We start from the raw sequence: 23,407 nt of genomic DNA, 5'->3' as shown, positions 1-23,407 counted from the left end.
CCATCATCCAGACCGACGAGCCGAAGGCGGCAATCGACTGGCTGGCCGCGAATGGTTTTCGCGTGCCTTATGCCGACGAGGCGCGGCCGGTTGAGCCGGCGAATACGGCGAGCATCAATTAAGCGGCGGCTGACGCTGCCAATCTCCCTCACGAGGGGGGAGATTGGTTAGCTTCAAGCCGCTAGCGCCACGCCGTCCAGTTCGCTAAGCGCATCCTGTGGCAATTCCAGTTCAGCCGCAGCGAGGTTCTCCCCGAGATGCCCGACCGACGATGTGCCGGGGATCAGCAGGATGTTGGGCGCGCGGCGCAGCAGCCAGGCGAGCGCGACCTGCATTGGCGTGGCGCCGAGGCGCGCCGCGATTTCCGACAGGGTGGAGGATTGCAGCGGGTTGAAGCCGCCGAGCGGGAAGAACGGCACATAGGCGATGCCATCGCGGGCAAGATCGTCGATCAGGGCATCGTCGCCGCGATGCGCCAGATTGTACTGGTTCTGCACGCAGACGATCTCGGCGATCCCCCGTCCTTGCGCGATCTGCGCCGGCGTCACGTTGCTCAGCCCGATGTGCCTGACCAGACCCTGTTGTTGGAGCTCGGCCAGCACGGTAAGCGGCGCTTCGATCGATCCTTCGGCGGGGCCATGGGTATCGAACATGATGCGTAGGTTGACGACGTCGAGCACCTCGAGCCCGAGATTGCTGAGATTGTCGTGTACCGCCTGGGTGAGCGCTTCCGCGGAAAAGGCCGGCAGCCACGATCCATCCGCGCCGCGCCGGGCACCGATCTTGGTGACGATGACGAGATCTTGGGGGTAGGGCGCCAGCGCCTCGCGGATCAGCCGGTTGGTGACGTGCGGACCGTAGAAGTCGCTGGTATCGATATGGTCGACGCCTTGCGCAATCGCCTCGCGCAGCACGGCCAATGCCGCGTCATGATCCTTGGGCGGCCCGAACACGCCGGGTCCCGCGAGTTGCATGGCACCGTAGCCGAGCCGCTTCACGGTGCGGCTGCCAAGCTTGAAGGTGGCGGGGGCGAAGGTGCCGGATTGTTGGATGTTGGACATGATTGATCTCCTTGAGGAGGCAGAGATAGGCGCTGCCCAACCTCGTGATAATCCGGTACAATCCACACAGGCCGTGCGGAATGGCGAACAATGATGGACCTCAGCGATCTGAATGCTTTCGTGGCGGTGGGGCGCGCCGGCGGCTTTCGCGACGGCGCGCGTGCGAGCGGCGGCAGCGCCTCCGGCCTGAGTGAGGCGGTGCGTCGCCTGGAAGTGCAGCTCGGTGTCAGGCTGTTCAACCGCACGACGCGCAGCGTTGTCCCGACCGAGGCGGGCCTCAGCCTTCTGGAGCGGCTCGGCCCGGCGCTGTCGGAGGTGGAGGCGGCGCTGGACGTGGTGAACGGCTTTCGCGACAGGCCGGCTGGCTCGTTGCGTCTCAACGTGCCGGTCAGTGCTGCGCGGCTGATATTGCCCGATATCGTGCCGGGTTTCCTCGCCGCCTATCCCGGTATCCGGCTGGAGGTGATCGCCGACGAGAACTTCGTCGACGTGCTGGCGGCCGGCTGCGATGCCGGCATCCGCTATGACGAGCGGCTGGAGCAGGACATGATCGCGGTGCCGATCGGACCGCGCGTGCAGCGTTTCGCCACGGCCGCCAGCCCTGCCTATCTTGATCGCCATGGCCGCCCGCAACACCCGAGCGACCTGCTTGGCCACTCCTGCGTGCGTGGGCGCTTTGCCAGCGGTGCGATGCTGCCCTGGGAATTCGAGCGAGACGGCGAGGTGGTGCGGGTCGATCCGACAGGCCCCTTGATCGTGCGGATCGGCGGGGCGACGGATCTTGCCGTCGACGCGGCTATTGCCGGCACCGGCATCATCGGCCTCTTCGAGGGCTGGCTGCGCCCTTACTTCGACAGCGGCGCTCTTGAGCCCGTGCTCGAACCGTGGTGGCAGAGTTTTCCCGGACCGTTTCTCTATTATCCCGGCCGGCGCCTGGTTCCGGCCCCGCTGCGGGCGTTCATCGACTATATCAAGGGCGGCAAGGCCTGACCTGTTTCCGGCGCCGTCACCCCACCCGGCGCTCCGCGCCGACCTTCCCATTGAGGGGAGGTAGGGCGCCGCGCTCTTCTAGCTCCCCTTGATGGGAAGGTCGCGCCGTAGGCGTGGGTGGGGTGACTGCCGAGCCGCAAACAAAAAGGCCGCCCGGAGGCGGCCTTTTCGATTGTCTGAAGCTGCGAAGTGCTTAGCGCTTGGAAAACTGGAAGCTACGACGGGCCTTGGCCTTGCCGTACTTCTTGCGCTCGACGACGCGGCTGTCGCGGGTCAGGAAGCCGCCCTTCTTGAGCACGGCGCGCAGCGTCGGCTCGTAGTAGGTCAGCGCCTTGGAGATGCCGTGACGCACGGCGCCAGCCTGGCCGGAGAGACCGCCGCCGACGACTGTCGCGACGATGTCGTACTGGCCGGCGCGGTTGGAGGCGATGATCGGCTGGTTGAGGATCATCTGCAGGACCGGACGCGCGAAATAGGTCGCGAATTCCTTGTCGTTGACGATGATCTTGCCGGAACCCGGCTTCACCCAGACGCGCGCAATGGCGTTCTTGCGCTTGCCGGTGGCATAGGCGCGGCCCGACTTGTCGAGCTTCTGGACGTGGACGGGGGCCGCCGGCTGGGTATTGGTGTTGCCGGTGGCGGCGCCCAGTTCTGCGAGCGAGGAAAGCTCAGCCATCTTATGCGACCTTCTTGTTCTTGGCGTTCAGCTTGGCCACGTCGAGCACGACGGGCTGCTGGGCGACATGCGGATGCTCGGCGCCTGCATAGACGCGCAGGTTCTTCATCTGGCGACGGCCGAGCGGGCCACGCGGGACCATGCGCTCAACGGCCTTCTCGACGACACGCTCGGGGAAACGACCCTCGAGCAGCTGGCGCGCGGTGCGCTCCTTGATGCCGCCTGGGTGGCCGGTGTGCCAGTAATAGACCTTGTCGGTGAATTTCTTGCCGGTGAACACCACCTTGTCGGCATTGATGACGATGACGTTGTCGCCGTCGTCGACGTGCGGGGTGAAGGTCGGCTTGTGCTTGCCGCGGAGATGATTGGCGATGACAGTGGCCAGACGACCGACGACGAGACCTTCGGCGTCGATCAGGATCCACTTCTTCACCACATCCGCAGGCTTCTGCGAAAAGGTTGTCATGTTTTCTGCTCTCGGTTCTGACCTTCATAAGAGAAGGCGTTTCTTGTTGCTTGGATTGGCGAAAGGCGCTTGCCCGCCGCCAATAACAAAACGGCGGCCTTTGCGGGCCGCTGCTTCGTGGAGGCTTATAGGCGAGGGTGGTGACCGCGTCAAGGCGAACGAAAAGGTAGATATCAGGTAAAATGTAGCAAAAACAATAACTTGAACAAAAGGTATTATTTTACCACATCACCATTCCGCTTCGGCGGGATCGAATAGGTGCCGATGGCATGCGCCACCGTGTGTCCGTCTGGGCCGGCAACGATGTCGATGTCGAACACCATCAGGCTCTTTCCCAGCTTCAGGATGCGGCAATGGCCGTCGATCGGTCCTGCCTCGGCCTTGCGCACGAAATTGATGTCGAGGTTGACGGTGACCGAAAGCGCATCCGGCCCGGCATGGCTGAGCACGCAGACGTAGCCGCCAATGTCGGCCAGCGTGAACAGCGAGGGGCCGGACACCGTGCCGCCGGGACGCAAATGCCGTTCGCCGGCGTTGAGCCGCACGGTGCAGCCGCCCGGGAACACGTCGATCGCCTCGAAATATTTGAACTGCTCATTGAGCTGCGGATAGACGGTTTCCATCAGCGCATTGACTTGTTGCGCGGTCAGCACGGGCTTGAGGTTGGTCTGGGCGGGCATGTCTTGGTCTCTCGCTTTGCGCCAGGCCTGTATGAGCGCAGCGCGGCATTTCTGACAACCTTCGTCCCCTGGCGCAAGCGATCGGTGTTGGACGAAACCTGATCCGGTATTAGATAGTCTGGCAGCCCCAGCGGAATCGCGGAGAACCCTATCCATGGCCGAAATCCTTGCCATCAAGCCTGCCGCCGTTGAGGGTCCGGTGGTTGCACAACTGGACAAGGGCGTGCTGCGCCTCACACTCGCCAATCCGCCTGCCAACGCGCTGTCGCTGGCGGTGATGGCGGCGCTGACGGCCGAACTCGAGCGCGCCAGGGCCGACAAGGCCGTTCGCGTCATCGTCTTGTCGGCTGCCGGCAAGGTGTTCTGCGCCGGCCATGATCTCAAGGAAATGACCGCGCGCCGCACTGACGCCGATCATGGCAAGGCCTTTTTCGCAGAGACGTTTGCCGCTTGTGCGACGCTGATGCAGGCGATCGTGCGTCATCCAGTGCCTGTCATCGCCGAGGTTGACGGCCTGGCCACCGCCGCCGGGCTGCAACTGGTCGCCAGCTGCGACCTGGCGATCGCTTCGCATGAGGCGACCTTCTGTACGCCGGGTGTCAACATCGGCCTGTTCTGCTCGACGCCGATGGTGGCGCTGTCGCGCAACGTCTCGCGCAAGCATGCGATGGAGATGCTGTTGACCGGCGAGACCATTGATGCGGCAACCGCCAAGGAATTCGGCCTGGTCAACCGCGTCGTGCCGCGTGAATACCTGAATCAGATCGTCACCAAATACGCGCAAACCATTGCTTCCAAATCATCTTTGGTGGTCAAGACGGGCAAGGAGGCGTTTTACTCGCAGGCCGAAATGGGGCTGGCGGATGCTTACACCTATACCGGCCGGATCATGGTCGAAAACATGCTCGCGCGCGACGCCGAGGAAGGCATCGGCGCCTTCATCGGCAAGCGCAAGCCGGAATGGACGGACGAATAGGAGCAGCACCATGGAGCCGCGAATCTCTATCGTTACCATCGCCACCGATGATCTGGACCGCGCGGTGCGCTTTTACGAGGCTATGGGCTTGAAGCGGCATGCCGGTATCACCGACGGTGTCGCCTTCTTCCAGATGGGCGGCGTCATTCTTGGTCTGTTCCCACGTGCCAGCGCAGAAGAGGATTCCGGCATCGCCTTCGCCGCGGCGCCATCGGCGGTCTACCTCGCCTACAACACCCGCTCCGACGCCGAAGTCGACGACGTGCTCGCCAGGGCGGAAAAAGCCGGCGGCCGCATCGTCAAGCCGGCCGGCCGCGCCTTCTGGGGCGGCTGGTACGGCTACTTCGCCGACGCCGACGGGCATGTCTGGGAAGTGGCGCACAATCCGGCCTTTCCGATCGCGGAAGACGGCACGATTTCGCTACCTGGCTGATGGCCCATCGCAAGCAGCTGACGCGGCTCAAGGCTCCCTATCTGAAGCGCATCCTGCTCGATGCCGTGCGGGTCGAGGATTGGGAAAAATATCCATGGAACCTGCCGCTGTTTCGCGGCCACGACTTCGAACTCGAATTCACCACGCCGATCACCATCATCGTCGGCGAGAACGGCACCGGCAAATCGACGCTGCTCGAGGCGATCGGTGCGCTGGCCGGCTATGACGAAGCCGGTGGCGGCAAGGGATATAGGCCGGTCGACCATTCCAGCGCCATCGACAAGAGTGGTGCCGCGCTGGCCAACGCATTCCGCGGTCACTGGCTGCCGAAAGTCACCGCCGGCTGGTTTTTTCGCGCCGAATCCTTCTACTCCGTGGCCCGATATCTCGATCAGGCGGCACTGGAAGACCCTTTTAGGCCCCCGCCGCCGGACTTCCTGTCCTGGTCGCATGGCGAGGGCTTTATCCGTTTTTTCGAGGAGCGCTGCCGCAGGCAAGGCATCTACATCCTCGACGAACCCGAAAGCGCACTGTCGCCGACGCGACAGATCGAGCTGCTCAAGATGCTGCGGCGCATGGACCAGTCGGGCACCGCGCAAGTGATCATGGCGACGCATTCGCCGCTGCTGATGGCTTGTCCTGGCGCGCGGCTGTTCCGCATCAGCCGGTTCGGGCTCGATCCCACGGATTTCAGCGATACCGATCATTTTCGCATGATGCGCGACTTCTGCACCGATCCGCAGGCCTTTATGGAGGAAGCGCTGCGGGAGGATGACGCGTGAGCGCCGGCGATGATGACCTCAACTGGCGCGTCGAGCAGGCGTGCCGCGAAGGCTGGCCGGCGGCGACCGAGACGTTGGTTGATGGCTGGCTTCTGCGGCGATCGGGCGGACGGATCCGGCGTACCAATTCGGCCAATCCCTTGCGCGGCGAGCGTGGCGCGCCCGACAAAGTGATCGACGCCGCAGAGTCCTTCTACGTCGGCCACGGTCAGGCGCCGATGTTCCGAGTGCCTGATATCGCCGCCGAGCTCGAAACCGCACTCGACCATCGCGGCTACCAGCCGGAAGGCGGGACGATCCATCTCCATGCCGGGATCGGCGATCTGGCTGAAGTCCGCGACGAGCGGGTCGCTGTTTCGCCTGTGCCAGGCGAAGACTGGCTCGCGGCGCGCTTCCGCATGGAGGCTTATGACGACATCGATCGCCGCGTCTTTCGCGAGATGACCGGACTGATCGTCGGCGACCGGGCGTTCGTGTCCTGTACACGAGACAGCGAAATTGCCGCCTTGGCCTATGGCGTCATCCGCAATGGGCTGCTTGTGGTGGAATCGGTTGAAACCGACGGCCGTTTCAGGCAGCAAGGCCTGGGCCGCAAGACGGTGGGCGTCCTGATCGACTGGGCACGACAAACGGGTGCGTCAGCTGCATGCCTGCAGGTGGTGGCCGACAACACGCCGGCTCGCGCCCTCTACGCCTCGCTTGGGTTCAGCCGTGAACTTTACCGATACCACTACCGCAGGAAGCCGCATGAACCACGATAGCTACGACAACACTTACATTGCCGGCATCCTCAATTCGGTGAAGACCATCGCCATGGTCGGCGCGTCCGCCAATGATGTGCGGCCAAGCTATTTCGTGCTGAAATATCTGCTGGCCAAGGGATTTTCGGTGTTTCCGATCAATCCTGGCCAGGCCGGCAAGGAGATCCTCGGCCGGATGACCTATGCGAGGCTCGCCGATATTCCGGAGCCGATCGACATGGTCGACATCTTTCGCGCGCCGGCGGCGGTGCCCGGCATCGTCGACGAGGCGTTGCGGCTCGATCCCTTGCCGAAAGTGATCTGGATGCAGCTTGGCGTGCGCCATGACGAAGCAGCCGCGCGCGCCGAGGCCGCCGGCATCAAGGTGGTGATGAACCGCTGCCCCAAGATCGAATATGGCAAGCTGTCCGGCGAGATCGGTTGGACCGGCGTCAATTCCGGCGTGCTGTCGTCGAAGAAGCCGCTGATGCGGTCGGGATTCCAGAGTTTTGGCGTGCGGCAGAAGTAGTGCACGTCGCTCAAAAGTGCGCAGCGGTTTTGGGATAACGACGTGCACCAAAAGCAAGGCCTGACGCGCGATGCGCCTTAGGCGCAAAATTATTCCTTAGGCCAGCGCATTTTCTCGGGCCTCGGCCGCAGATCGCTAGCCGAAGGGTATTTTCTTCTTTGCATTCGCGCTCATGCTTCGCCAAGAATGCCCGGCGATTTCAAGAGTTTCAAAAGGGAGGTTTTCAGTGACCCGCACGCCAGGTTTCAACACGCTCGCCGTCCACGCCGGTGCCAAGCCCGATCCGGCGACCGGCGCGCGCGCCACGCCGATCTACCAGACGACCTCCTTCGTCTTCGACGACGCCGACCATGCCGCCTCGCTGTTCGGGCTGAAGGCCTTCGGCAACATCTACACCCGCATCATGAACCCGACCCAGGCAGTGCTGGAAGAGCGCATGGCGGCCCTCGAAGGCGGCACGGCGGCACTCGCGGTCGCCTCCGGCCATGCCGCGCAGGTGATCGTGTTCCACAATCTGATGCAGCCGGGCGACAATTTCGTTGCCGCCAACAAGCTTTACGGCGGTTCGATCAACCAGTTCGGCCATGCCTTCAAGAATTATGGCTGGGAGGTGCGCTGGGCCGACACCAATGACATCTCGACCTTCGAGAGCCAGATCGACGACAGGACCAAGGCGATCTTCATCGAGAGCCTCGCCAATCCGGGCGGCACCTTCGTCGATATCGAGAAGATCGGCGACATCGCGCGCAAGCACGGCCTGCCGCTGATCGTCGACAACACACTGGCCTCGCCCTACCTCATCCGGCCGATCGAGCATGGCGCCGACATCGTCGTCCATTCGCTGACCAAATTCATCGGCGGTCACGGCAATTCGATCGGCGGCGCCATCGTCGACGGCGGCACCTTCGACTGGTCGAAATCGGGCAAATACCCGATGCTGTCGGAACCGCGCCCCGAATATGGTGGTCTTGTCCTGCACGAAACCTTCGGCAATTTCGCCTTCGCCATTGCCGCGCGCGTGCTCGGCCTGCGCGATCTCGGCCCGGCGATCTCCCCGTTCAACGCCTTCCTCATCCTGACCGGCCTGGAAACCCTGCCGCTGCGCATGCAGCGCCACTGCGACAATGCCGTCACCGTTGCCGCCTGGCTGTCCAACCACCCCAAGGTCGCATCGGTGAATTACCCCGGCCTGCCCTCAGACAAGAACAACGCGCTGCAGAAGAAGTACTCACCACTTGGCGCCGGCGCCGTGTTCACCTTCGCGCTGAAGGGCGGCTATGACGCGGGCGTCAAATTCGTCGAGGCGCTCGAGCTGTTCTCGCACCTCGCCAATGTCGGCGACACCAAGTCGCTGGTCATCCACCCGGCCTCGACCACGCACCGCCAGCTTTCCGACGAGCAGAAGGTCAAGGCCGGCGCAGGACCGGACACGGTGCGGCTTTCGATCGGCATCGAGGACGTCAACGACATCGTCGCCGACCTCGAACAGGCGCTAGCCAAGGTCTGATCGATCATGAGCGAGTCAAACTTTCTTTCCATCGGCGTCGACGCTGTCGACGCCGAACAGGGTGCACCGGCGCCCGACCGGCTGATCTCGGGCGATCCCAAATTCCGCACCTGGAATGTCGAGGAGCGCGACGGCGGCCTCTATGCCGGCATATGGGAATCGACCCCGGGCAAATGGCGCATCGTCTATGACGAGTGGGAGTTCTGCCACATCCTGTCCGGCGTTTCGGTGATCGCGGAGGACGGTGGGCAAGCGCGCACCGTCAAGACCGGCGACAGCTTTGTGCTGAAGCCCGGCTTCAAGGGCAGCTGGGAAGTGCTTGAAACGACTCGCAAGGAGTATGTGATCAAGCTTTGATCTCGCGTCGCCATGATGCTCGCGATCGGGGGGACAAACCGCTGTCCTGCCGAGCTATTTCAGAGGCAGAAAGAGTTCAACGACCACTTCGCGTAGCGGGCCCTCCGGGAAGTGGGACAGATGTCGTTGGCAATAGATCGGAAAGTCGCGTGCTTCCTCGCCGCTGGCCGGAAGCCATTCACGATAAAGATAAAGTGCTGCGGGTTCGAGATTGTTGGTATTGCCAGGGTAGCGCAGCACCGCGCAGCGCCCGCCGGGGATCACGCCAGCCTTCATCTGCCCGTCATTCGCCTCGATCGGCCGGTCTGTCCCGGCACAAATGTCCATGCTGTAGTCAGCCGGGACCGCGGGCTCCCTTTCGGAACGGAAGACGTTGAAGGTCGGGCTTGTCTCGGGCGACAAGCCCGCCGCCTTACGCCAGGCGATGAACCGCTGGATGGTGTCCTGGAGCGTCGCCCGGTCTCCGCGGTGCTCCATGATCGCCACCGGCGTCGGGGGCACATCGCGGATCGTCACGTCGTCGTGTTCAAAGATTATCTGCATAAGCGTGTTCCTTGCTTTTTCGAGGGGCCCGAAGGCCATGAGCCACGACCCCCAGTCGGGAGACTTCCGGAACGACGACGGCGATTGTCCGAACCGTTGCCGAAAGGCGCGGGCGAAGGCATCCGGCGCGTCGTAACCGGCATCCATGGCTATGTCGGTGACGCTTTGGGCGTCACTTTCGGCAAGTCTGTACGAAGCACGCTTCATGCGGGCGAGCTGGACATAGCGATGCACGGACACCCCGAAGGTGGACGTGAACTGCCGGTGGAAATGATATTTCGAGAACGCCGCGACACCGCTCAACGCCTCCAGCCCCAGATCGTCATCCAGATGCTGGTCTATATGGTCTAGCACCCGCTGCATTCGGGCTGGGTAGTTTTCAAGTGCGGCCTTCAACGTCTCTTTCTCCGTGACGACACCAGTTAGGCCTTTCCGAATATATCGCGCTCGACCGATCTTGCGATTTGGCATGGATCGACAGGGGCTGCCAGCAACGGCCTTCAGGCTCTCCCCCAAGCTTGTGCTGCCTGCGTATGACTATTTCGCTGGAACTGGCTGAGACAGCTTCCGGTGCCTTGTCGTGGAAGGGCATCGTGGGCGGTCCGGTGAGCCGACCTTGTGGTTGCTGCTGGCGCTATGGCTGGAATAGGCCGGCGACCAAATCCGCGCTTCGTCAAAAGCCGACGGCGAGCCTTTCCAGCCCATGGAAGTGGTAAGTGTCGCGGAAGCTTGGCCTTTCGGCAAGATGCAGCTTCGGGTGCCGTTCGAACAGGGTTTTCAGCGACACCTGCAATTCTAGCCTGGCCAGCGGCGCGCCGATGCAGAAATGGATGCCGGCGCCGAATGACACGTTCTTCTGGTCCGGACGATCGGGCCGGAAAGCTTGCGGTTCGGCGAAGGCGCGCGGGTCATGATTGGCCATGCCCAGCATCAGCCCGATCGTCTGGCCCGGCTGCACGACAATGCCAGGCGCGACTTCGATCTCCTGATAAGCGTAGCGCGTGAACATGTGCAGCGGCGCGTCGAAGCGCAGGCATTCCTCGACCGTTGCCGCGGTCGCTTCGGGTGAGCCGAAGAAGCGGCTGACATCGCCGCCTTGCATAAGGATCGCACGGACAGCGTTGCCGGTCTGATGCACTGTCGCTTCATGACCGGCATTGAGCAGCAGGATCGCCGAGGACACCATCTCGTCCTCCGACAGCTTTTTGCCGTCCTCCTGCGCCGAGATCAGCAGCGACAGCAGGTCGTCGCCAGGGTTCTTGCGTCGCTCGGTGACATGGAAACGCAGGAAATCGGCAAATTCGCCCGCGGCTCGGTTGGCCGTCTCTTCGATCGCGCGCGTGCGGCCATGCATGTACATGGCAACCATCTGGTGCGACCAGTCGAGCAGTTGCGGCCCCATGTCGACCGGCACACCGAGCATTTCGGCAATGATGGTGATCGGCAAGGGCGCCGCGAAGGCAGGCAACAGGTCGACCGTCTTGCCTGGTTCGAAACGGTCGATCAGCTCGTTGGCCAAAGCCTCGACACGCGGCCGCAGCCGTTCGACCTGACGCGAGACGAAGGCGCGGTTGACCAGTGTTCTCAGCCGCGTGTGCACCGGCGGCTCCAGTTCCAGCATCGAATTGGCTTCGACGCCGTCGAAAGCCCTGAGATGGCTGCGGTCCTGTCCGATACCGCGACTGTCTGGAATGCCGGCCGGATTCTGGCGGCCGAAACGGCGGTCGCGCAGCAGCCGGTTGACGTCGTCGAAGCCGCCAAAGCACCAGAAGCCGAATTCTTCCCAGAAGAATGCATTCGATAGGCCGTGGAGGAAAGCATAGGCATCATAAGGGTTTTGAAAAAAAGCCGGCTCGTGCGGGTCGAGCCGCAGATGTCGCGTGGCTGGATCAAAGGCCAGGGCAGGTGGCGTCAATTTGCTCATGCCAGACCAATAGCGCGGCTTGCCAGCCTGGTTCCAGACCGTATGTTGGCGCCCGCAATCCAATACGTTGAGCCAGCCGACCGGCTGCGGAAAGTCTGATTTGATGAAGGTGATCGTTGTCGGTGCGGGTATTGCCGGCCTCTCGACCGCGTGGTCGCTGGTCAAGGCGGGTCACAGCGTTTCGATCGTCGAGCAGGGGCCGATCCCAAACCCGTTGGCCGCCTCGGGCGACCACCACCGCATCATCCGCCGCGCTTACCGCGCGGGGACCGGCTACGGCCGGCTGATCACCGAAGCCTACCAGGCCTGGGACGAGATGTGGGCCGACCTCGGCGAAAACCATCTCGATCCCAGAGGATTTGTCTGCATTTCGCGCGAGCCCGGCGACGAGGCCGAGGAATATCGCGAGGGCCTGGAAGAAGGCAATTTTCCGTTCGAACTGCTGGAGCCCGATGCAGCCGTGAAACGCTGGCCGTTTCTGGAAGCCGGGTCGTTTCGCTACGCCTATTTCTCGACCGAAGGCGGCGCCCTGCATTGCCGCAAGATCGCGTCCGGCCTGGCAAAGTGGCTGCGCGCCAACGGCGCCAATGTCTACGAAAACAGCAAGGTCGTCGAGGTCGACGCCGAAGCCGGCCACATCGTGCTCGAAAGCGGCGAGACGATGCAGGCCGACCGCATCGTCGTCGCCGCAGGCGCCTGGGTGCTAAAACTGTTTCCGGAACTGGACGGAGAATTGAAGACCTATCGAACCGCACTTGCCTATGTCGAACCGCCGGCCGACCTCAAGGCGGCCTGGCAGGCGGCACCGGTCGTGCTCGATGTCGGCGGCGCGATCGACGGCTATGTGATCCCGCCCTCCGGCGGCGCCGGCATGAAATTCGGTTCCGGGCTGCACAGGGTGCCGACCAGCGACGCCGACTGGAACCGTCAGCCGGTGGCGGGCGAGGGCGAGGCGATCCGCAACCTGTTTTCGCCGCCGATCGCCCGCATCGCGGAGTATCGCGTGACCGAGGTCGTCACCTGCGCCTACACTTTCACATCAGACGAAAAATTCATGGCGCATGGAAAGGGCAAATGCCTTGTTGTCTCGGCATGCTCCGGCCACGGCTACAAGTTCGGCGCGGCGGTCGGCAGGCGCGTTGCCGCTGCTGTCGGCGATGGGGATATCGCCGGTCTGAAGGCATGGCTGCGGGCGGAGGTCGCCTGAAACACGAGGCCAAATCCGCAGCGGTTCAATGATTGAGTTCGTCTGCGGCGGCAATGACTTCGGACACAATCGCCCGAACGTCATCCAAGGTCGTCCTGTGATTGACGAAACACGCCCGCAGCGCGAATTGACCGTTGATCGTTGCATTCGACAGATACACGCGGCCGCGCGCGATCACACGGCGCAGGATCGCTTCATTGTCCTTAGAGCGGTGACGGAAACAGACCGCGCTTAGCGATACCGGCGCAAGCTGCTCAAGCTCCGGCTGTGAAGCGATTGCCTGTGCCAGCATCTGGGCATGGTAGAGATCGCGCGCGATGGCTTCGCGATAGGCACGGCGCCCGTGATACTGCAGCGACATCCAGAGCTTCAGCGCACGGAAGCGCCGAGACAGTTCGATCGACTCTTCAAAGAATGCAAATGCTTCCGTTGGGTCTTCGCTCAATATCCTGACGTAGTCGTCGCTGTGCGAGAAAGTCGTGCGCGCAATGTCTGGGTGGCGATTGAGCAGGCAGCCGCAATCGAGTGGCTGATAGAGCCATTTGTGCGCATCGAGCGACAGCGAATCCGCCAAAGACAGTCCCTGGAACTTTTCCGGGACGGCCAGCGCCGCCAGTCCCCCATAGGCCCCATCGACATGCATCCACAACGCTTCCCTACGGGCAATGTCTGCGATTTCGGGAAGGGGATCGATCGCACCGGAGATGATGGTGCCGACCGTGGCCACGATGGCGATGGGCATGTTGCCGATGGCGCGGTCGGCGGCAATAGCCGCCTGGAGGGCATCCGTCCGCATCCTGAATTTGTCGTCGACAGGGATCAAACGGAGATTTTTTCTACCGATCCCCAACAGCGCGACGGCCTTGGGAATGGACATGTGCACTTGCTCGGAAGCATAGATCACGCACGGTCGCACGCCTGTTTCGTTGGCTGGCAGCTTCGCTTCCCGCGCCATCGCCAGGGCCATGAGGTTCGCCGTCGAGCCGCCGCCGCACAGGCTGCCTGTAAATCCGGGGCAACCGACAGCCTCCGCCAACCATTCGACGACGGCGCGTTCGATCGATGTCGCAGCCGGTGCCGAGCGCCACGACGTCACATTCTGATTGAGCACCGCAGCCAGCAATTCCCCCAGCGCGCCGATCGGTTCGCCGGAGCCGACGACATAACCGAAGAACCTGCCGGTTGAAGGCCGCACATGCTCCGCTATCGACTTGAAATCCTGCAAGACTTCCCGACCACGACCGCTCTCCTGCCAAGGCCGCGAGAAGAGTTCCGTCGTCTGTTTGCCGCTGGTCGTGGGATACGTCCGACGTTCCTCGAGGGAGGCCCAATAAGCTTTGGCAAGCGCCAAGGCTTCTTCGGCAAGGTCTGACAATTCCTGATTGGAAATTTCCAGGTCGCGCATGCCCTCAGCCCAACGGAGATCCGCTGCGACGCAGGTTACGCCATGCGCGCTAATCCTGGCAATGCCTGGGAATATGCACCCGCCGCCAACTGGATGAGCCTTCCCGGACCAACACACGACGCGCGACGGTCTGGTAGGAGGCGGGGACATCGATGACGCGCCTTTGTTCCGGCCGCACCAGCACCTCCTCGGCGATGCTGTCATATTGTGCGGGAATGACGACGCGCCGCGTGCGTTCGGGCTGGATCACGATGGTCTCTGCGACGCGTTCGTAGCGCGCCTTGTGCCATACCTTGCACAGCACCTTGCGGCCATGGATGACGCGCCATTCCCAGGAATAGCCGCCGCCATCGACCCGGACCGTACGGTAGACGGTGCGGGTGACGGCCGGTACGATCTGGTAGGTCACTTGCGCCGGAACGGTCATCACGACGCGCTCGCGCGTGCCAAAGATAGGGGCGATATAGTCGACCTGCTGACCGGGCGGACTGATCATCACGTCTTCATAGACCGTGTCATAGACGGCCGGACTGCGGACGGGTTCATAGCATTCGACGGCGCGGCCGCCGGCCGCCGTCTGCGAAATCGTGCCGAGCACGGTCAGGCCGGCAATGGTGAAGCATGCGGTTTTCCCGGGCATGGCACTCCCCCTGTTGAACTCTATGCATAAGTTCAACGTTGAATTGTAGAGGAAGCCGTCTCGGAAAAAAGCGGTTTCGGCGCATTTCGTTAAGTGACGCGGTTAAGAAACTGCTACGTTGCGGGGCCGGCGATGCGGCTCCGGACCCGCGGAAGCATCCGCCGCCGCGAATCCTTGGTCAGAAAGCTTGATTCGACTTACCCAGATGGCTAGGAGGGGTCGGCCTTGCACAAGGACGAGCCGGCATCCTATTTACGGAATACCGATCCAGAACCGATTCTGCCCGATCTGCCGGCATTCCCGGCGCCGGAATCCCACCGCGAGATAAGAGATACCTGATGAAGAACCCCGTCGAAACCTACATGAACCTCGTTCCGATGGTGGTCGAACAGACCAATCGCGGCGAGCGGGCCTACGACATTTTCTCGCGCCTCCTCAAGGAGCGCATCATTTTCATCACCGGTCCGGTCGAGGACGGCATGGCGACGCTGGTCTGCGCGCAGCTTTTGTTCCTCGAAGCTGAGAATCCGAAGAAGGAAATCAACCTCTACATCAATTCGCCGGGCGGCGTCGTCACCTCGGGCATGGCGATCTACGACACCATGCAGTTCATCAAGCCGGCCGTGTCGACGCTCTGCATCGGCCAGGCGGCTTCGATGGGTTCGCTGCTCCTGACTGCCGGTCACAAGGACATGCGCTTTGCCACGCCGAACGCCCGCATCATGGTTCACCAGCCTTCCGGCGGCTTTCAGGGCCAGGCGTCCGACATCGAGCGCCATGCCCTGGATATCATCAAGCTGAAGCGTCGCCTCAACGAGGTCTACGTCAAGCACACCGGCAAGAGCTATGAAGAGATCGAGAAAACGCTCGACCGCGATCATTTCATGACCGCCGACGAAGCCAAGGATTTCGGCCTCATCGACAAGGTCATTTCGTCGCGCGAGGCGGCCGAAGGGGCGCTGGCATAAAGGCAAGTTGGCAGTTGGATGGCACCATCACGCGCTTTTGGCGCGTCTTGCGGCATTTCGGCCACAATTGGCTGTTCCCTCGGGGGACAGGATTGCCTACGTTAAGGCTATGTTGAGTTTCGGCGGCTTAGCTTTATGCGGGGTTGTCGCGAATCATTGCCACGTTTTCTGATTTGTGTTTCGTACGGAATGCGTTGCGGGAGCCGGGACACACTGGCGGCGGCGGATTCCCGCGATAGATAGAGTATGCGCCCTTTCAGCCAGACCATCGGCGGGCGGCCATGAAAGGACATGAAAATGAGCAAGGTCGGCAACAACAGCGGCGATTCCAAGAACACGCTTTACTGCTCGTTTTGCGGCAAAAGCCAGCACGAAGTGCGCAAGCTGATCGCCGGTCCGACGGTCTTCATCTGCGACGAGTGCGTCGAGCTCTGCATGGACATCATCCGTGAAGAGAACAAGACCTCGATGGTGAAGTCGCGCGAAGGCGTGCCGACACCGCAGGAGATCCTCAAGGTTCTCGACGACTATGTCATCGGTCAGCCCTACGCCAAGCGCGTGCTGTCGGTGGCGGTCCACAATCACTACAAGCGCCTCGCGCATGCCGGCAAGAACAACGATGTCGAACTGGCGAAGTCCAACATCCTTTTGATCGGCCCGACCGGTTGCGGCAAGACGCTGCTCGCGCAGACGCTGGCCCGCATCATCGACGTGCCGTTCACCATGGCTGACGCGACGACGCTGACCGAAGCCGGCTATGTCGGCGAGGACGTCGAAAACATCATCCTGAAGCTGTTGCAGTCGGCCGACTACAATGTCGAGCGCGCCCAGCGCGGCATCGTCTACATCGACGAAATCGACAAGATTTCGCGCAAGTCGGACAATCCCTCGATCACCCGCGACGTGTCGGGCGAGGGTGTGCAGCAGGCGCTCTTGAAGATCATGGAAGGCACCGTCGCCTCCGTGCCGCCACAGGGCGGCAGGAAGCACCCGCAGCAGGAATTCCTGCAGGTCGATACAGCCAACATCCTGTTCATCTGCGGCGGCGCCTTCGCCGGGCTGGACAAGATCATCTCGGATCGCGGCCGCAAGACGTCGATCGGCTTCGGCGCGGTCGTCGCTTCGCCGGAGGATCGCCGCACTGGCGATGTTTTCCGCCTGGTCGAGCCCGAGGACCTGTTGAAGTTCGGTCTTATCCCTGAGTTTGTCGGCCGTCTGCCGGTCCTGGCGACGCTGGAAGATCTCGACGAACCGGCGCTGATCCAGATCCTGACCGAGCCGAAGAACGCGCTGGTCAAGCAGTATCAGCGGCTGTTCGAGATGGAAAATGTCGACCTGACCTTCCATGAGAACGCTCTTTCGGCGATCGCCAAGCGCGCTATTGAGCGCAAGACCGGCGCGCGCGGCCTGCGTTCGATCATGGAGGCGATCCTGCTCGACACGATGTTCGAGCTTCCCGCACTCGAAGGCGTGCGCGAAGTGGTGATTTCGGAGGAGGTGGTGACCGGCAGTGCCCGGCCGCTCTACATCTACTCCGAGCAGAAGGAAAAGAAGGGCAATGTCAGCGCCTGACATGAGCCCGCAGCGAAATTCTGAAACGGCGCCGCAAGGCGCCGTTTTGCTGTCGCACAGCGGTTTTGCGCGGCGTACGGGCTGGCGTCGCAAATGTGTCACTCGCGGACGGGTTGGGAGTGCGGATTTGGACACGCCCCTTGATCTTTGGGGGTCGTGCATCCAACTAACTGGAGAAGGCCGAGGTGCCCGATTTCTGTGCTGTAAAACTCCCGTCACAAACGGTGGTAGGCGGAACGATCCCCGGTCGTTAATATAAGATTCGCGGTTGGCTCAATTAGCGGCCGCGACATGAAAGGTTGGACAATGGCCAAAGTATCCAAGGCACCCAGCGACGGCGTCTTCGCAGTTCTCCCACTGCGCGACATCGTGGTGTTCCCGCACATGATCGTTCCGCTCTTCGTCGGGCGTGAGAAGTCGATCAAGGCGCTGGAAGAGGTGATGGGTCAGGAAAAGCAGATCCTGCTTGCCACCCAGATGAATGCCGCTGATGACGATCCCGAGCCCGATGCCATTTTCGACATCGGCACGCTCGCCAATGTGCTGCAATTGCTCAAGCTGCCCGACGGCACCGTCAAGGTTCTGGTCGAGGGCGCCTCGCGTGCGAAAATCGTCTCGTTCACCGACCGTCCCGATTTCCACGAGGCCCGCGCCGCGGCGCTGGTCGAGCCGGAAGAGGAAGAGGTCGAGGTTGAGGCGCTGGCGCGTTCGGTCGTCACCGATTTCGAGAATTACGTCAAGCTGAACAAGAAGATCTCGCCCGAAGTGGTGGGTGCTGCCAGCCAGATCGACGACTACTCCAAGCTCGCCGACACGGTTGCCTCGCATCTCGCCATCAAGATCCCCGAGAAGCAGGAGATGCTGGCCACGCTTTCGGTCAAGGAGCGGCTGGAAAAGGCGATGGGCTTCATGGAAGCCGAAATCTCCGTCCTGCAGGTGGAGAAGCGCATCCGCTCGCGTGTCAAGCGCCAGATGGAGAAGACGCAGCGCGAGTACTACCTGAACGAGCAGATGAAGGCGATCCAGAAGGAACTCGGCGAAGGCGAGGACGGCCGCGACGAGGCCGCCGAGATAGAGGCGCGCATCAAGAAGACCAAGCTCTCCAAGGAGGCCCGCGAAAAGGCGGAAGCCGAGTTGAAGAAGCTCCGGACGATGTCGCCGATGTCGGCTGAATCGACGGTCGTGCGCAACTATCTCGACTGGATCCTGTCTATCCCGTGGGGCAAGAACTCCAAGGTCAAGCAGGACCTGGCTTTCGCGCAGAACGTGCTCGATACCGACCATTTCGGCCTCGACAAGGTCAAGGAGCGCATCGTCGAGTATCTCGCCGTGCAAAGCCGCCAGAAGAAGCTGAAGGGGCCGATCCTGTGCCTCGTCGGCCCTCCCGGTGTCGGCAAGACCTCGCTCGGCAAGTCGATCGCCAAGGCGACTGGACGCGAGTTCATCCGCATGGCGCTGGGCGGCGTGCGTGACGAGGCCGAGATCCGTGGCCACCGGCGCACCTATATCGGCTCGATGCCCGGCAAGGTCATCCAGTCGATGAAGAAGGCCAAGAAGTCCAACCCGCTCTTCCTGCTCGACGAGATCGACAAGATGGGCCAGGACTTCCGTGGCGATCCGTCATCGGCGTTGCTCGAGGTCCTCGATCCGGAACAGAACTCGACGTTCATGGACCACTACCTCGAGGTCGAATACGATCTGTCGAGCGTCATGTTCGTGACGACGGCGAACACGCTGAACATCCCGGCGCCCTTGATGGACCGCATGGAGATCATCCGTATCGCCGGCTACACCGAGGACGAGAAGATCGAGATCGCCAAGCGGCACCTGATGCCTAAGGTGATCCGCGATCACGCGCTGCAGCCGAAGGAGTTTTCCGTCGGTGAGGACGCGATCCGCGCCATCGTCCAGACCTACACCCGTGAAGCGGGCGTCAGAAGCCTGGAGCGCGAGCTGATGAAGCTCGGGCGCAAGGCGGTGACCGAGATCCTGAAGACGAAGAAGAAGACGGTGAACATCACGGCGGCGAACCTCGCCGATTACCTCGGTGTTGAACGCTTCCGCTTCGGTCAGGTCGAGGCTGACGATCAGGTCGGTGTCGTTACCGGACTCGCCTGGACGGAAGTCGGCGGCGAGCTGCTGACGGTCGAAGGCGTCATGATGCCCGGCAAGGGCCGCATGACGGTGACCGGCAATTTGCGCGACGTGATGAAGGAATCGATTTCGGCGGCGGCCTCCTATGTCCGCTCGCGCGCCGTCGATTTCGGCATCGAGCCGCCGCTGTTCGACAAGCGCGACATCCACGTGCACTTGCCGGAAGGCGCCACGCCGAAGGACGGCCCGTCTGCAGGTGCTGCCATGGCGACAGCCATTGTATCGGTACTGACGGGTATTCCGGTCCGGGCGGATGTGGCGATGACCGGCGAGATAACGCTTCGCGGCCGCATCCTGCCGATCGGCGGGCTCAAGGAGAAGCTGCTCGCCGCACTGCGCGGCGGCATCAAGAAGGTGCTGATCCCGGAAGACAATGCCAAGGACCTGGCGGAGATTCCGGACAATGTGAAGAACGGCATGGAGATCATTCCGGTCTCACGTGTCGGCGAGGTGTTGCGCCACGCGCTGGTGCGTATGCCGGAGCCGATCGAATGGGTCGAGCCGGTCAATCCGCCGGCTGCGACAGACAGTGCCGACGACGCTGGAAAGTCCCTGGCGCATTAGAGCGCCGGGCGTCCATCTGGACGCACAAAGGACGCTCTAACGCCCAGACTTGCGCATGGCCCTTGCCGCAAACCGGCTACGGTTTTCGGGGCCATGCGTTGGTTTTCGTCGAGGTTGCAGCGCACAAACGGAGAGCCGGGCCTGACGCCCGGCTTTTTCATGTGAAAAACCCCGGAATTCCGGGCTTTTTCCGCTTTTTTCCTGCCTTTTCGACTTGGTTGCGGGAGCGCTTCTTTCTAAAGTCCGTTTCCTGCCGGATGAGTCGATAGTTCCGGTGTTCTCATGGAAGGGAATTTTTATGAACAAGAACGAACTGGTGTCCGCTGTCGCCGACGCCGCGAGCATTTCGAAGGGTGACGCGCAGTCGGCGGTCGATGCGGTATTTTCCGTGATCACCGGCGAACTGAAGAAGGGCGGCGATGTCCGGCTTGTCGGCTTTGGCAATTTCACCGTGTCAAAGCGTGCCGCCTCGACCGGCCGCAATCCTCAGACCGGCGCCGAAGTGAAGATCCCGGCGCGTACCGTGCCGAAGTTCTCGGCCGGCAAAGGCCTCAAGGACGCAGTCAACTAAGCGTTTTTTCTTTTCAGAGACCTCAGAAAAGCCGGGCTTGCCCGGCTTTTCATTTTGGTGCCCTACGCCGGTTCATGCGACCAGAAAAGCCGGGCTTGCCCGGCTTTTCATTTTGGTGCCCGACGCTGACGCGACGCGGCCGGCTTATGCGGTCGGCGCATCAGTGCGCATAAGACCTTCCTCCTTGAGATCCGCCCAAAGTGCTGCGGGCAGTTTCGCATCGAGCAGCGAGCGATTGCTCTCGACTTCGCTCGGCCGTTGGCCACCGGGGATCACCGAAACGACTGAAGGATGCAGCAGCGGGAATTGCAGGGCGGCCTCGATCAGCCTGACACCATGACGCTTGCAGACGTTCTCGATCCCGGCGACCCGGTCGAGTATGTCCTTCGGCGCTTCGGAGTAGTTGTAGTAGGCTCCGGGCTTCGGCCCTGTTGCGAGGATGCCGGAGTTGTAGGGTCCGCCGAGAACGATGCCGATGCCGCGTGCCTGGCAGAGCGGCAGGAAGGACGTCAGCGCCTCCTGTTCCAAGAGCGTATAGCGCCCGGCCAGCAGGAACAGATCGAAGTCGCCGCGCTCAGCCAGCGTCTGCGCGACCTGCCACTCATTGATGCCGCCGCCGAACGCCTTGATCACGCCCTGGTCGCGCAGCGACAGCAGGCCGTAATAGCCCGAGCGCATGAACTCCTCGATGCGCCGGTCGGAGGCTTCCTTGCTGCCATGCGTGAAGATGTCGACATCGTGCACGAAGAGGATGTCGATCCGGTCGACGCCGAGGCGCTCAAGCGAGGCTTCGAACGAGCGCATGACACCGTCATAGCTGTAGTCGTACACCTCGCGGCGTGATGGCGTGTCGAAGAACTTGCCGATGCCGGTGCGCTCTTCGGGCGGGCAGGCACGCATGATGCGGCCGACCTTGCTCGACAGCACATAGTCGTCGCGCTTCTTGCCGCGCAGGAACGGGTTGAGCCGCGTTTCCGAGAGGCCGAGCCCATAGAGCGGCGCGGTGTCGTAGTAGCGGCAGCCGGTCGCCCAGGCGGCCTCCAGCGTAGCGTTGGCGTCCTCGTCGGAGACGGCACGGTAGAGATTGCCGAGCGGCGCCGCGCCGAAGCCGAGCTCGGTGAAACTGATGCCGCCATTGCCGATGCGGTCGAAATGCCGTGTCTTCATATCCTGCTGTTTGCCTCGCCTGATTTGTCTGACATGACACTATCACGCCTGTGATCAGGCAAAAGCATAGCTGCGCGTTGGACACGCATTTTCGCGGTTGCTAGCATGAACGAAATCAAGCTGTTCGTGGCAGCAAGAGCGGCAAATACCAGGGTGATTTTTCAATGGCGGGTTTGCGGTGAGCGACAAGAGCAAAAGCCTGTTCGAGACCTCACTTGAGGAGCTGGGTGGCGTGCTGGCACGCATCGACGAAAGCCGGATCGACGCCGCCTGCAAAACGCTAGCCGGCGCGCGACAGATCGTCGTCTATGGCTGCGGCCGCGAGGCCTTGCAGGTCAAGGGTTTTGCCATGCGGCTCTACCATTTGGGCCTGCCGGTTTCCGTGGTCGGCGACATGAACACGCCGCCGCTGGGGCAGGGCGATGTCTTCCTGGTCAGTTCCGGGCCGGGAGAAACCTCGACCGTGCTGACCCTGATGCAGGTCGCGCGCCAAGCAGGTGCAACCAATCTCCTGCTGACCGCCCAGGCCGAAGGCAGCGCGGCAAGGCTTGCCGACTTCACGCTGCTCATTCCCGCGCAGACCATGGCCAACGATCAGGGGGCGCAAAAAACATCGGTCCTGCCGATGGGCTCGGTGTTCGAAGGCGCGCTGTTCCTGCTGTTTGAGGTGATGGTGCTGAAGCTTAGGGAATTGACCGGCGTGTCGCCCGAAGCCATGCGCGCCCGCCACACCAACATGGAATAGATCATGCGCTATGAACTGATGCTGCCACACCAGATCCGCAGGGCGATCGCCGAGAATTGGCCGGTCGCTCTGCCGCTCGGCGTGCTGGAATACCATGGCGAGCATATGGCCGTCGGCATGGACACGCTGGCCGTCATCAAGACGCTGGAGCTGTTCGAAAAGGAGAAGGACGTCGTCATCCTGCCGCCCTTCTACTACGGTGCGGCAAGCTATGCGGTGGCGCCGCCGGAAGGCAGCGGCTCGGTGCAGGTCGGCGGCAATGCGCTGGCGCCGTTCGGCGAGGAGCTGTTCTACAGCCTGTTGCGCATCGGCTTCCGCAACATCCACGCCATTATCCACCACCAGACCGAGAACTTTGTCGCCGGCATGCCGACCGATCTGGCGTTCAAGGCCGCCGGCCGCCAGGCGATCTTCCGCTTCCTCGAAAAGGAGCGCGGCGAGGGCTGGTGGGGGTCGCAGGCGATGGCGGACTATTATTCAGGACACGCGGCGGGTGAAAATTTCTTCAACTGGGTGCAGGTGCATCCGCTGATGTCGGCTGACATGAACGGCAAGTACCCGTTCGACCATGCCGGCATTGGCGAGACCTCGCTGATGCTGGCGCTATGCCCGGAGGCTGTCGATGCCAATCACTTCGCCGACAATACCGGCTGGTACACGGCGAGCGCCAAGGATGCTTCGGCAGAGCTCGGGCAGAAGGGCGTCGCCATGATCATGGACCACCTGCGGGCAATATTGGGACGCTAGCGC

The 23,407-nt window shown here is 62.3% G+C and carries 24 protein-coding genes and 1 pseudogene; 16 read left to right on the top strand and 9 right to left on the bottom strand.

All coding sequences use genetic code 11. The features are described from left to right. Positions 1 to 122: pseudogene (locus EOC83_RS33155) on the top strand (glycerophosphodiester phosphodiesterase); the annotation flags it as partial. 51 nt (positions 123 to 173) lie between these two features. Here the strand turns inward: EOC83_RS33155 and EOC83_RS02825 are convergent. Then, positions 174 to 1,061, bottom strand: a complete 888-nt coding sequence (locus EOC83_RS02825; protein ID WP_063167782.1) for an aldo/keto reductase family oxidoreductase — start codon at positions 1,059 to 1,061, stop codon at positions 174 to 176. A gap of 90 nt (positions 1,062 to 1,151) precedes the next feature. Between EOC83_RS02825 and EOC83_RS02820 the strand changes: the two genes are divergently transcribed. Then, a complete protein-coding gene (locus tag EOC83_RS02820) occupies positions 1,152 to 2,051 on the top strand; it encodes a LysR family transcriptional regulator (RefSeq protein ID WP_127325915.1) in 900 nt (299 codons plus the stop codon). Positions 2,052 to 2,244: 193 nt separating this feature from the next. Here EOC83_RS02820 and rpsI read toward each other — a convergent pair whose 3' ends face one another. The 3 genes from rpsI to EOC83_RS02805 form a co-directional block, all read right to left on the bottom strand. Next, complete coding sequence (gene rpsI, locus EOC83_RS02815; RefSeq protein ID WP_023810272.1) at positions 2,245 to 2,727, bottom strand: 30S ribosomal protein S9; 483 nt, start codon at positions 2,725 to 2,727, stop codon at positions 2,245 to 2,247. Between the two features lies 1 nt (position 2,728). Then, positions 2,729 to 3,193 carry a 50S ribosomal protein L13 gene (gene rplM / locus EOC83_RS02810; protein WP_013532205.1) on the bottom strand — a complete coding sequence of 155 codons (465 nt, stop codon included), beginning with the start codon at positions 3,191 to 3,193 and terminating at the stop codon, positions 2,729 to 2,731. Between the two features lie 215 nt (positions 3,194 to 3,408). Then, positions 3,409 to 3,873, bottom strand: a complete 465-nt coding sequence (locus EOC83_RS02805; RefSeq protein WP_063167783.1) for a PaaI family thioesterase — start codon at positions 3,871 to 3,873, stop codon at positions 3,409 to 3,411. 154 nt (positions 3,874 to 4,027) lie between these two features. Between EOC83_RS02805 and EOC83_RS02800 the strand changes: the two genes are divergently transcribed. The 7 genes from EOC83_RS02800 (at position 4,028) to EOC83_RS02770 (ending at position 9,197) form a co-directional block, all read left to right on the top strand. Next, on the top strand, positions 4,028 to 4,849 hold the full coding sequence (locus tag EOC83_RS02800) for an enoyl-CoA hydratase (RefSeq protein WP_063167784.1): 822 nt from the start codon (positions 4,028 to 4,030) through the stop codon (positions 4,847 to 4,849). A gap of 10 nt (positions 4,850 to 4,859) precedes the next feature. Continuing rightward, on the top strand, positions 4,860 to 5,282 hold the full coding sequence (locus EOC83_RS02795) for a VOC family protein (protein ID WP_013532202.1): 423 nt from the start codon (positions 4,860 to 4,862) through the stop codon (positions 5,280 to 5,282). After that, a complete protein-coding gene (locus EOC83_RS02790; protein WP_063167785.1) occupies positions 5,282 to 6,064 on the top strand; it encodes an AAA family ATPase in 783 nt (260 codons plus the stop codon). Before EOC83_RS02795 ends, EOC83_RS02790 begins: the two co-directional genes overlap by 1 nt. Next, positions 6,061 to 6,825 carry a GNAT family N-acetyltransferase gene (locus EOC83_RS02785; RefSeq protein ID WP_063167786.1) on the top strand — a complete coding sequence of 255 codons (765 nt, stop codon included), beginning with the start codon at positions 6,061 to 6,063 and terminating at the stop codon, positions 6,823 to 6,825. The genes EOC83_RS02790 and EOC83_RS02785 overlap by 4 nt, the downstream gene beginning before the upstream one ends. After that, positions 6,812 to 7,333 (top strand): CoA-binding protein, encoded by a 522-nt coding sequence (locus tag EOC83_RS02780; protein WP_024504599.1) that lies wholly within the window; start codon positions 6,812 to 6,814, stop codon positions 7,331 to 7,333. Before EOC83_RS02785 ends, EOC83_RS02780 begins: the two co-directional genes overlap by 14 nt. 226 nt (positions 7,334 to 7,559) lie before the next feature. Then, positions 7,560 to 8,840 (top strand): O-acetylhomoserine aminocarboxypropyltransferase, encoded by a 1,281-nt coding sequence (locus tag EOC83_RS02775; protein WP_024504598.1) that lies wholly within the window; start codon positions 7,560 to 7,562, stop codon positions 8,838 to 8,840. A 6-nt stretch (positions 8,841 to 8,846) separates the two neighbouring features. Next, positions 8,847 to 9,197 (top strand): cupin domain-containing protein, encoded by a 351-nt coding sequence (locus EOC83_RS02770; protein ID WP_063167787.1) that lies wholly within the window; start codon positions 8,847 to 8,849, stop codon positions 9,195 to 9,197. 54 nt (positions 9,198 to 9,251) lie between these two features. On the opposite strand, the gene EOC83_RS02765 is transcribed toward EOC83_RS02770, so the two are convergent. Together EOC83_RS02765 and EOC83_RS02760 are read right to left on the bottom strand one after the other, a co-directional pair. Then, positions 9,252 to 10,136 carry an AraC family transcriptional regulator gene (locus tag EOC83_RS02765; protein WP_063170209.1) on the bottom strand — a complete coding sequence of 295 codons (885 nt, stop codon included), beginning with the start codon at positions 10,134 to 10,136 and terminating at the stop codon, positions 9,252 to 9,254. A 277-nt stretch (positions 10,137 to 10,413) separates the two neighbouring features. Beyond that, the gene (locus EOC83_RS02760) at positions 10,414 to 11,664 is read right to left on the bottom strand and encodes a cytochrome P450 (RefSeq protein ID WP_063170210.1); all 1,251 of its coding nucleotides are present in this window, start codon (positions 11,662 to 11,664) and stop codon (positions 10,414 to 10,416) included. 103 nt (positions 11,665 to 11,767) lie between these two features. Here EOC83_RS02760 and EOC83_RS02755 point away from each other — a divergent pair, with 103 nt between their 5' ends. Continuing rightward, positions 11,768 to 12,871, top strand: a complete 1,104-nt coding sequence (locus EOC83_RS02755; RefSeq protein WP_063167788.1) for an FAD-dependent oxidoreductase — start codon at positions 11,768 to 11,770, stop codon at positions 12,869 to 12,871. A 25-nt stretch (positions 12,872 to 12,896) separates the two neighbouring features. Here EOC83_RS02755 and EOC83_RS02750 read toward each other — a convergent pair whose 3' ends face one another. Further along, entirely contained in the window at positions 12,897 to 14,276 is a 1,380-nt protein-coding gene (locus EOC83_RS02750; protein ID WP_063167789.1) for a pyridoxal-dependent decarboxylase, read from the bottom strand. Positions 14,277 to 14,325: 49 nt separating this feature from the next. Next, positions 14,326 to 14,916 (bottom strand): hypothetical protein, encoded by a 591-nt coding sequence (locus EOC83_RS02745; RefSeq protein WP_063167790.1) that lies wholly within the window; start codon positions 14,914 to 14,916, stop codon positions 14,326 to 14,328. 338 nt (positions 14,917 to 15,254) lie between these two features. Between EOC83_RS02745 and clpP the strand changes: the two genes are divergently transcribed. From clpP to EOC83_RS02725, 4 genes are all read left to right on the top strand, one after another. Then, positions 15,255 to 15,884, top strand: coding sequence for an ATP-dependent Clp endopeptidase proteolytic subunit ClpP (clpP, locus tag EOC83_RS02740; RefSeq protein WP_013532191.1), 630 nt, complete (start codon positions 15,255 to 15,257; stop codon positions 15,882 to 15,884). A gap of 297 nt (positions 15,885 to 16,181) precedes the next feature. Then, positions 16,182 to 17,456, top strand: coding sequence for an ATP-dependent Clp protease ATP-binding subunit ClpX (gene clpX, locus EOC83_RS02735; protein ID WP_013532190.1), 1,275 nt, complete (start codon positions 16,182 to 16,184; stop codon positions 17,454 to 17,456). Between the two features lie 306 nt (positions 17,457 to 17,762). Next, a complete protein-coding gene (gene lon, locus EOC83_RS02730) occupies positions 17,763 to 20,174 on the top strand; it encodes an endopeptidase La (protein WP_013532189.1) in 2,412 nt (803 codons plus the stop codon). A 298-nt stretch (positions 20,175 to 20,472) separates the two neighbouring features. Next, entirely contained in the window at positions 20,473 to 20,745 is a 273-nt protein-coding gene (locus EOC83_RS02725; protein WP_006201846.1) for an HU family DNA-binding protein, read from the top strand. A gap of 144 nt (positions 20,746 to 20,889) precedes the next feature. Here EOC83_RS02725 and EOC83_RS02720 read toward each other — a convergent pair whose 3' ends face one another. Further along, positions 20,890 to 21,912: an aldo/keto reductase gene (locus EOC83_RS02720; RefSeq protein WP_063167791.1), complete on the bottom strand. Its 1,023-nt coding sequence runs from the start codon at positions 21,910 to 21,912 to the stop codon at positions 20,890 to 20,892. A 178-nt stretch (positions 21,913 to 22,090) separates the two neighbouring features. On the opposite strand from EOC83_RS02720, the gene EOC83_RS02715 reads away from it, so the two are divergent. After that, the gene (locus tag EOC83_RS02715; protein ID WP_027162393.1) at positions 22,091 to 22,657 is read left to right on the top strand and encodes an SIS domain-containing protein; all 567 of its coding nucleotides are present in this window, start codon (positions 22,091 to 22,093) and stop codon (positions 22,655 to 22,657) included. 3 nt (positions 22,658 to 22,660) lie between these two features. After that, positions 22,661 to 23,404 carry a creatininase family protein gene (locus EOC83_RS02710; RefSeq protein ID WP_063167792.1) on the top strand — a complete coding sequence of 248 codons (744 nt, stop codon included), beginning with the start codon at positions 22,661 to 22,663 and terminating at the stop codon, positions 23,402 to 23,404. Positions 23,405 to 23,407 lie beyond the last annotated feature (3 nt).

The sequence above is a fragment of the Mesorhizobium sp. Primo-A genome (genome assembly GCF_003997175.1).
In the GTDB taxonomy this organism is placed as follows: Bacteria; Pseudomonadota; Alphaproteobacteria; order Rhizobiales; family Rhizobiaceae; genus Mesorhizobium; species Mesorhizobium ciceri.
The sequence above is the reverse complement of the archived record's forward strand: the minus strand, read 5'-3'. Positions and strand labels throughout refer to the sequence as shown.